Origin of the sequence: Pseudomonas sp. Irchel s3a18 (assembly GCF_900187535.1) — a bacterium.
In the GTDB taxonomy this organism is placed as follows: Bacteria; Pseudomonadota; Gammaproteobacteria; order Pseudomonadales; family Pseudomonadaceae; genus Aquipseudomonas.
The window spans coordinates 236,951-244,345 of record NZ_FYDV01000008.1 but is presented as its reverse complement, the minus strand read 5'-3'; the positions used below and the strand labels follow the sequence as shown (position 1 = coordinate 244,345).

The window sequence follows — 7,395 nt, the reverse complement described above, 5'->3', positions numbered from 1 at the left end:
AAAAAGGAAGGAAAGTATTAATATCGCGCATAAGAACGCCGGTTTGTTAGATGTGTTTGCTCGCACGAACATCATCAATCAAATCGGCGTTCTTGTTTCTGTGTTTCCCGGGATTCCGTGAAGAACCCTTTTTTATGGGTGTTGCTTAAGGACGCTTGCGATTGCTGATCAGGGTGCCCACACCGGTGTCGGTGAAGATTTCCAGAAGGATCGCATTGGGTACCCGGCCGTCGATGATCAGCGAGCTGCCCACGCCGCCTTGCACCGCTTCCAGTGCGCAGCGGATCTTGGGCAGCATGCCGCCATAGATGGTGCCGTCGGCGATCAGCTCGTCGACCTGCTGGGTGGTCAGTCCGGTCAGGACTTGTCCGGACTTGTCCATCAGGCCGGCGATGTTGGTCAGCAGCATCAGCTTCTCGGCCTTCAGGGCTTCGGCGACCTTGCCGGCCACCAGGTCGGCGTTGATGTTGTACGATTCGCCGTTGGCGCCAACGCCGATCGGCGCGATCACCGGGATGAAGTCACCTTTGACCAGCAGGTTAAGCAAGTCGGTGTTGATGCCGACCACTTCGCCCACCTGCCCGATGTCGATGATTTCCGGTTGGGTCATCTCCGGCGTCTGGCGGGTGACGGTGAGCTTCTTGGCGCGAATCAGCTCGGCGTCCTTGCCGGTCAGGCCGATGGCGCTGCCGCCATGACGGTTGATCAGGTTGACGATGTCTTTGTTCACCTGGCCGCCGAGGACCATCTCCACCACATCCATGGTCTGTGCGTCCGTGACGCGCATGCCATCGATGAAATGACTCTCGATCGACAGTCGCTTGAGCAGGTCGCCGATTTGCGGACCGCCACCGTGAACCACCACCGGGTTGATGCCGACGGCTTTCATCATCACGATGTCGCGGGCAAAGCCGGTCTTCAGCTCCTCGCTTTCCATCGCGTTGCCGCCGTACTTGATCACCAGTGTCTTGCCGACGTAGCGGCGAATGTAAGGCAGCGCTTCGGACAGGACCTTGGCGGTGTTGGCGGCGGCTTCGCGTTCGAGGGTCATTCAGGGCTCCGGCACTTCAATAAAAGGCGCTTCAAAAAATCAAAATGGTAGTTGGAGGTCAGGTGCAACACGTTTCAACTGGGCGTGGAATACGTCCTTGATGCGCTGCAGTTCGGCGTCGTTGTCGGCCTCGAATCGCAGGACCAGCACCGGTGTGGTGTTGGAGGCGCGAACCAGGCCCCAACCTTTGGCATAGTCGACGCGCACACCGTCAATGGTGGTCAGGTCGGCACCTTCGCCCCATTGAGCGTCATGCAGTGCATCAATGATGCTGAATTTGCTCTCTTCGGTCACATGGATATTGATTTCCGGCGTGGAAATATCGTTCGGGAAGGTCTCGAACAGCTCCTGTGCGCTGGATTTCTCCTTGCTCAGGATCTCCAGCAGGCGCGCGGCGCTGTAGATACCGTCGTCGAAACCGAACCAGCGTTCCTTGAAGAAGATGTGCCCGCTCATTTCGCCGGCAAGCAGGGCGCCGCTTTGCTTCATTTTCTTTTTGATCAACGAATGACCGGTCTTCCACATCAGTGGGCGACCGCCATACTCCTTGATCAGCGGGATCAGGCGGCGGGTGCATTTGACGTCGAAGATGATCTCCGCGTCCGGGTTGCGTGCCACGACGTCCTTGGCGAACAGCATCAGCAGGCGGTCCGGGAAGACAATGTCGCCGGTGTTGGTGATGACGCCGACACGATCACCGTCGCCGTCGAACGCCAGGCCCAGATCGGCGTTGGTTTCCTTGACCTTGGCGATCAGGTCCACCAGGTTCTCAGGTTTGCCCGGATCCGGATGGTGATTCGGGAAATTGCCGTCGACTTCGCAGAACAGCGGGATGACTTCGCAGTTCAGGGCTTCGATCAGTTGAGGGGCGATAACGCCGGCTGCGCCGTTCCCGCAATCGACCACTACTTTCAGGCGACGAGCGAGCTTGATGTCCTGGACGATTTCAGTGGTGTAACGATCAAGGATTTCGACCTGGGTGATGCTGCCCTGACCGCTGGTCAGGTTGTTGGTTTTCAGGCGCTCATGCAGGGCCTGAATCTGTTCGTTGGCCAGTGTGTCGCCCGCGATGACGATTTTAAAACCGTTGTAGTCCGATGGGTTGTGGCTACCGGTGAGCATTACGCCGGATTTGCCGGCCAGTACGTTGGCGGCGTAGTAGAGCGCCGGTGTTGGTACCAGGCCGACGTCGCTGACGTGGCACCCGCTATCTGCCAGGCCCTGGATCAGTTGCTCGACAAGCTCCGGACCCGACAGGCGACCGTCGCGGCCGACGCTGATGTTCGGCTCACCCTGGGCCAGGGTCTGGGCGCCAATGGCGCGACCGATCCAGTAGGCGGTTTCAGCGGTCAGGGTGTGCGGGACCACGCCACGGATATCGTAGGCGCGAAAGATGCTGTCGGGGAACGTGGGGGCGATGCGGGTTGCGTTGTTCATACTGGGATAGCTCCAACTCAAAGGTTGCTGGACGGGCCGGCGAGCAGTTCGGCGGCGGGTTCAAACTGAAGGGTATGACGACGTTTGGGGCAGAGAGTTCGTGCTGTGCAAATGCCATACAGGGTGGCTTGTTGCTTGAAACGTCGTCTAAGGCCTTGATATCGCTCGTTAAATCGTTCAGTTGCCGTCAGCGCAATGTTCATCCTGAAATGCAAAGCAAAGTGCCGAGACCGGGCAGGAGCGCCGGTCTCGGCGCGGGTGTTATCAGTGGCTGCCGGAATGACCGAAACCACCTGCTCCACGCTGGGTTTCGTCGAACTCTTCAACCAGTTCGAAGTGCGCCTGCACCACCGGCACCAGCACCAACTGGGCCAGGCGTTCACCGACCACGATGTTGAAGTCGGTCTGGCCACGGTTCCAGCACGACACCATCAGCGGGCCCTGGTAATCGGAATCGATCAGGCCGACCAGATTACCCAGCACGATGCCGTGTTTGTGGCCCAGGCCAGAGCGCGGCAGGATCAGCGCGGCCAAGCCCGGATCGCCGATGTACACCGACAGACCAGTGGGGATCAGCAGGGTTTCGCCCGGCTTGATGACGGTGTCCTGCTCCAGCATGGCCCGCAGGTCAAGGCCGGCGGAGCCTGGGGTGGCGTACTGGGGCAGCGGGAATTCGCTGCCGATGCGTGGGTCGAGGATCTTGGCTTGCAAAGCGTGCATACGAGTTAAACCTGGTTCAGACGTTCGGCGATAAAAGTGATCAGCTGGCGGGCAATTTTGCCTTTGCTGGTCTGGGCGAAAAGGGTGGCGTGCAACTCACGATCGATCACGCTGCAGGCGTTTTCCTCGCTGTTGAAGCCAATGCTCGGGTTGGCGACGTCGTTGGCAACGATCAGATCAAGGTTCTTGTCCTTGAGCTTGCGTGCGGCGTAGTCGAGCAAGTGTTCGGTTTCGGCGGCGAAGCCGACACTGAACGGGCGGTCAGGGCGAGTGGCAATGGTGGCCAGAATGTCTGGATTGCGCACCATTTGCAGCACAAAGCCGTCACCGGTCGTAGGATCTTTCTTGAGTTTTTGTGGCGCGACGACTTCCGGGCGGTAGTCAGCAACCGCAGCGGACGCGATGAACAGGTCGCAGGGGATCGCGGCCTCGCAGGCGGCCAGCATGTCGCGGGCGCTGACCACGTCGATGCGGGTAACGCGATCCGGTGTCGGCAGGTGCACGGGGCCTGTGATCAAGGTCACGCGGGCGCCGGCTTCAACCGCGGCTTCGGCCAGGGCAAAGCCCATTTTTCCGGAGCTGTGGTTGGTGATGTAGCGTACCGGGTCGATGTTTTCCTGGGTCGGGCCAGCGGTGATCAGCACGTGTTTGCCAGTCAGCGCCAAGTGCTGGAAGCAATCGGCGGCGCACTGCGCCAGGTCATCGGCCTCCATCATGCGGCCCATGCCGACGTCGCCGCAGGCCTGGCTGCCGGAGGCCGGGCCGAAGACCTTGAAGCCTCGGCTTTCGAGCAGTTGGGTGTTGGCCTGGGTTGCTGGATCACGCCACATGGCCTGGTTCATGGCGGGCGCCAGCGCCACGGTGGCATCGGTGGCCAGTACCAAGGTGGTCAACAGGTCATTGGCGATGCCCTGGGCCAGGCGCGCGATCACGTCGGCGGTGGCTGGGGCAATCAGCACCAGGTCGGCCCATTTGGCCAGCTCGATGTGGCCCATGGCGGCTTCGGCCGCGGGGTCCAGCAGGTCCAGGTGTACCGGGTGCCCGGAGAGGGCCTGCATGGTCAGCGGGGTGATGAACTCGCTGCCGCCTCGGGTCATGACCACCCGCACTTCCGCGCCCTGGTCGATCAGGCGACGAACCAGCTCGGCGCTCTTGTAGGCAGCAATGCCGCCGCCGACGCCCAGAACGATGCGTTTCCGATACAGCCGCTGCATAGGTCTGCCTTTCAATTCGTTGGTGACATACGTGGCGAAACCCCCTCCCCAGGGTGAAATCGCCCGCAAAAAAGATGGGCTACGATATCACAGCGACCGCTACGGAACAGCGGCGCCCACACACATGGAGGTGCTATGAGCATTCGTGACTGGCCGGCGGCGGAGCGGCCGCGGGAGAAGCTTCTGGAGCAGGGTTCGGCGAGTCTTTCGGATGCCGAACTGCTGGCCATCTTTCTACGCACCGGGGTCGCCGGGAAAAGCGCGGTGGACCTGGCGCGGCACCTGCTGCAGCAATTCGGTGGCCTGCGTACGTTGCTGGAGGCGGACCAGCAAACGTTCGGTCGCCAGCTCGGGCTGGGGCCGGCGAAGTTTGCCCAGTTGCAGGCGGTCCTGGAAATGGCGCGACGACATTTGGCGGAGCATCTGCGGCGTGATTCGGTGCTCAAAAGCCCGATCGAGGTACGCAACTACCTCAAGGCCATGCTGCGGCATGAGCCTCATGAGGTGTTTGGCTGCCTGTTTCTTGATTCCAAGCACCGGGTCCTGGCATTCGAGACACTGTTTCGCGGTTCGATCGACACCACCAGCGTCCATCCGCGGCAGGTGGTCAAGCGCGCGCTGGCGCACAATGCTGCCGCTGTGATCCTGTGCCACAACCATCCGTCAGGGCATGTCGAGCCGAGCCAAGCTGACAGGGTGCTGACCAAGCTCCTGCAGGAGGTGCTGGGGATGATCGATGTGCGGGTGCTCGATCACTTCATTGTGGGCGATGGGGACCCACTGTCGATGGCCGAATATGGCTGGATGTGAAACAGCAGCTGCAAGTTACAAGCTACAAGCGGCAAGCCAGAGCAGCATGCGTACTGCTTTGAGCTTGTCGCGTGCCGCTTATGGCTTGAAGCTGATCTTCGAATAATCCTGGCGTCCGAACGGGCTGACCTGATAGCCCTGAACGTCCTTGCGCGTCAGCGCGAAGGCGGTCGGGTGGGCCAGTGGAAGCCATAGGGCCTGTTGCTGGATCTGTGCCTGGGCTTGCTCGTAGAGCTTGCTGCGCACGCCTTGTTCGGTGGTGGTCTTGCCGGCGTTGATCAGCTTGTCCAGGCCCTGGTCGCAGTAGCGAGCGAAGTTGGTTCCGGATTTGACGGCCGCACAGGAGAACTGTGGCGTGAGGAAGTTATCCGGGTCGCCATTGTCGCCGGCCCAGCCCATGAACAGTAGGTCGTGTTCGCCGGCCTTGGCGCGACGAATCAGCTCGCCCCATTCGATCACGCGGATTTCCGCCTGAATGCCTATTTCCGCAAGGTCAGCCTGCAACAGTTGGGCGCCAAGGCTTGGGTTGGGGTTGAGCAGGCTGCCGGACGGACGCGTCCAGATGGTCGTTTTGAACCCGTTCTTGAGACCGGCCTTGGCCATCAGCGAGCGAGCCTTGGCCAGGTCTTTCGGATAGCCCGGCAGGTCCTTGGCGAAGCTCCATGTGTTAGGCGGGTAGGGACCGTTGGCGGCTTGCGCGGTGTCTTCGAACACGGCCTTGAGGTAGCTGGCCTTGTCGAAGGCCAGGTTGATCGCCTGGCGCACTTCGGGCTTGTCCAGAGGCGGATGCTGGCTGTTGATGGCCACGAATGCCGTCATGAAGGCGGGCGTGCTCTCGACCTTGAGGCTCGGCTCCTGGGCGGCAGCCTGTACATCCAGGGGCTTGGGCGACAGGGCGATCTGGCATTCGTTGCGCCGTAGCTTCTGCAAGCGCACGTTGGCGTCCGGGGTGATGGCGAATACCAGGGTGTCTACCCCGGGCTTGCCAGCAAAGTAGTCGCGGTTGGCTTTGTAGCGAATCGACGCGTCTTTCTGGAACCTCCCGAAAATGAACGGGCCAGTGCCAATGGGCTGGCTGTTGAGTTTTTCGGGCGTGCCGGCCTTGAGCAGTTGATCGGCATATTCGGCGGAGTAGATCGAGGCAAAGCCCATGCTCAGCGTGGCGAGGAACGTCGAGTCGGGGTGGTCCAAGGTGAAGCGCACGGTCAGTGGGTCCAGCGCGTCGACTTTCTTGATCAGCGCCGGCAGTTGCATCGATTGGGCGTGGGGGAAGCCACTTTGGGCGATGGAGTGCCATGGGTTGGCCGGATCCAGCATGCGCTCAAAACTGAACTTCACGTCTCCCGCCGTCAGGTCGCGGCTCGGGTTGAAGTAGTCGGTGCGGTGGAATTTCACCTGGGGGTGCAATTTGAAGACGTAGGTCAGGCCGTCGGCCGATACTTCCCAGCTGTCCGCCAGGCTGGGGACCACTTTGCCGCTGGCTGTGTCGAAGTCCACCAGGCGATTCATCAGCACATCCGCCGAGGCGTTGGTGGTGGTCAGCGAGTTGTATTGAACGACATCGAACCCCTCCGGGCTGGCCTCCGTGCAGACGCTCAGGGCGGCAGCCTGGGCCAGCGGGCTCAGCAAGAGTGGGGCGAGCAACAGCGGTAGGGCAGCGAGGCGCATGTGTGGATTCCTGTGCAGATCGAAGGCCCATCTGCGAGTGCAGTCTGGAAAAGGCTTACCCTAGTGACCTCGCCTGCAAATGACTATCCCCTTTTGCATTTTGTGGCAGGTGGGCGGGTACTTTTATTTGACGAGGAGGGGGGCGGCAGGTGTTTTTTATCGGGAATTTGCCTTGAGCGGCGTTCCGTGGAGGACGAATCCGGGTAAAGTGGCCGGGGCCTGGTGTCTGTGTTGGCACGCAAGTCGACGTTCTGCGACGAGCGGTCGCTGGCATTGATAGCCTTTGTCCAAGGCATCTGGCGCCCTGAATTCGGGGTTTTTGAAAAGTCTCTTCACACCGATAGTTGTTGCTACCGGGTCTTTCTGGTATAAAGCAGCGCTCTTTTCTAGGGGCCCGGTTCCTTCACTGTAGGTGTAGCCGGTAAGACCCTTAAAGAAACGCGGCGCCTGGCGCCAAATGACTGAGAGATTAAGCGGCCAACCCATGCCGGGTTG

5 protein-coding genes and 1 pseudogene are annotated in these 7,395 nt (G+C 60.7%); 1 reads left to right on the top strand and 5 read right to left on the bottom strand.

Translation table 11 applies throughout. The annotated features are described in order from the left end of the window. Window positions 1-145: 145 nt before the first annotated feature. The 4 genes and pseudogenes from argB to coaBC form a co-directional block, all read right to left on the bottom strand. Window positions 146-1,051 (bottom strand): acetylglutamate kinase, encoded by a 906-nt coding sequence (gene argB / locus CKW29_RS14195; protein ID WP_095081999.1) that lies wholly within the window; start codon window positions 1,049-1,051, stop codon window positions 146-148. A gap of 39 nt (window positions 1,052-1,090) precedes the next feature. After that, a pseudogene (locus tag CKW29_RS14190) lies at window positions 1,091-2,479 on the bottom strand (phosphomannomutase/phosphoglucomutase); the annotation flags it as partial. A gap of 273 nt (window positions 2,480-2,752) precedes the next feature. Further along, complete coding sequence (gene dut / locus CKW29_RS14185; RefSeq protein WP_095146311.1) at window positions 2,753-3,208, bottom strand: dUTP diphosphatase; 456 nt, start codon at window positions 3,206-3,208, stop codon at window positions 2,753-2,755. Window positions 3,209-3,213: 5 nt separating this feature from the next. Continuing rightward, on the bottom strand, window positions 3,214-4,422 hold the full coding sequence (coaBC, locus tag CKW29_RS14180) for a bifunctional phosphopantothenoylcysteine decarboxylase/phosphopantothenate--cysteine ligase CoaBC (RefSeq protein WP_095148698.1): 1,209 nt from the start codon (window positions 4,420-4,422) through the stop codon (window positions 3,214-3,216). A 135-nt stretch (window positions 4,423-4,557) separates the two neighbouring features. On the opposite strand from coaBC, the gene radC reads away from it, so the two are divergent. Then, entirely contained in the window at window positions 4,558-5,232 is a 675-nt protein-coding gene (gene radC / locus CKW29_RS14175; protein WP_095146313.1) for a DNA repair protein RadC, read from the top strand. A 78-nt stretch (window positions 5,233-5,310) separates the two neighbouring features. Here radC and CKW29_RS14170 read toward each other — a convergent pair whose 3' ends face one another. Beyond that, window positions 5,311-6,900 carry an ABC transporter substrate-binding protein gene (locus CKW29_RS14170; RefSeq protein ID WP_095148697.1) on the bottom strand — a complete coding sequence of 530 codons (1,590 nt, stop codon included), beginning with the start codon at window positions 6,898-6,900 and terminating at the stop codon, window positions 5,311-5,313. Between the last annotated feature and the right edge of the window lie 495 nt (window positions 6,901-7,395).

What these genes read in the sequence shown, in the direction of transcription:
- CKW29_RS14170 (WP_095148697.1), bottom strand. Translation starts at nt 6,900, where the DNA reads ATGCGCCTCGCTGCCCTACCGCTGTTGCTCGCCCCACTCTTGCTGAGC.
- coaBC (WP_095148698.1), bottom strand. Translation starts at nt 4,422, where the DNA reads ATGCAGCGGCTGTATCGGAAACGCATCGTTCTGGGCGTCGGCGGCGGC.
- argB (WP_095081999.1), bottom strand. Translation starts at nt 1,051, where the DNA reads ATGACCCTCGAACGCGAAGCCGCCGCCAACACCGCCAAGGTCCTGTCC.
- radC (WP_095146313.1), top strand. Translation starts at nt 4,558, where the DNA reads ATGAGCATTCGTGACTGGCCGGCGGCGGAGCGGCCGCGGGAGAAGCTT.
- dut (WP_095146311.1), bottom strand. Translation starts at nt 3,208, where the DNA reads ATGCACGCTTTGCAAGCCAAGATCCTCGACCCACGCATCGGCAGCGAA.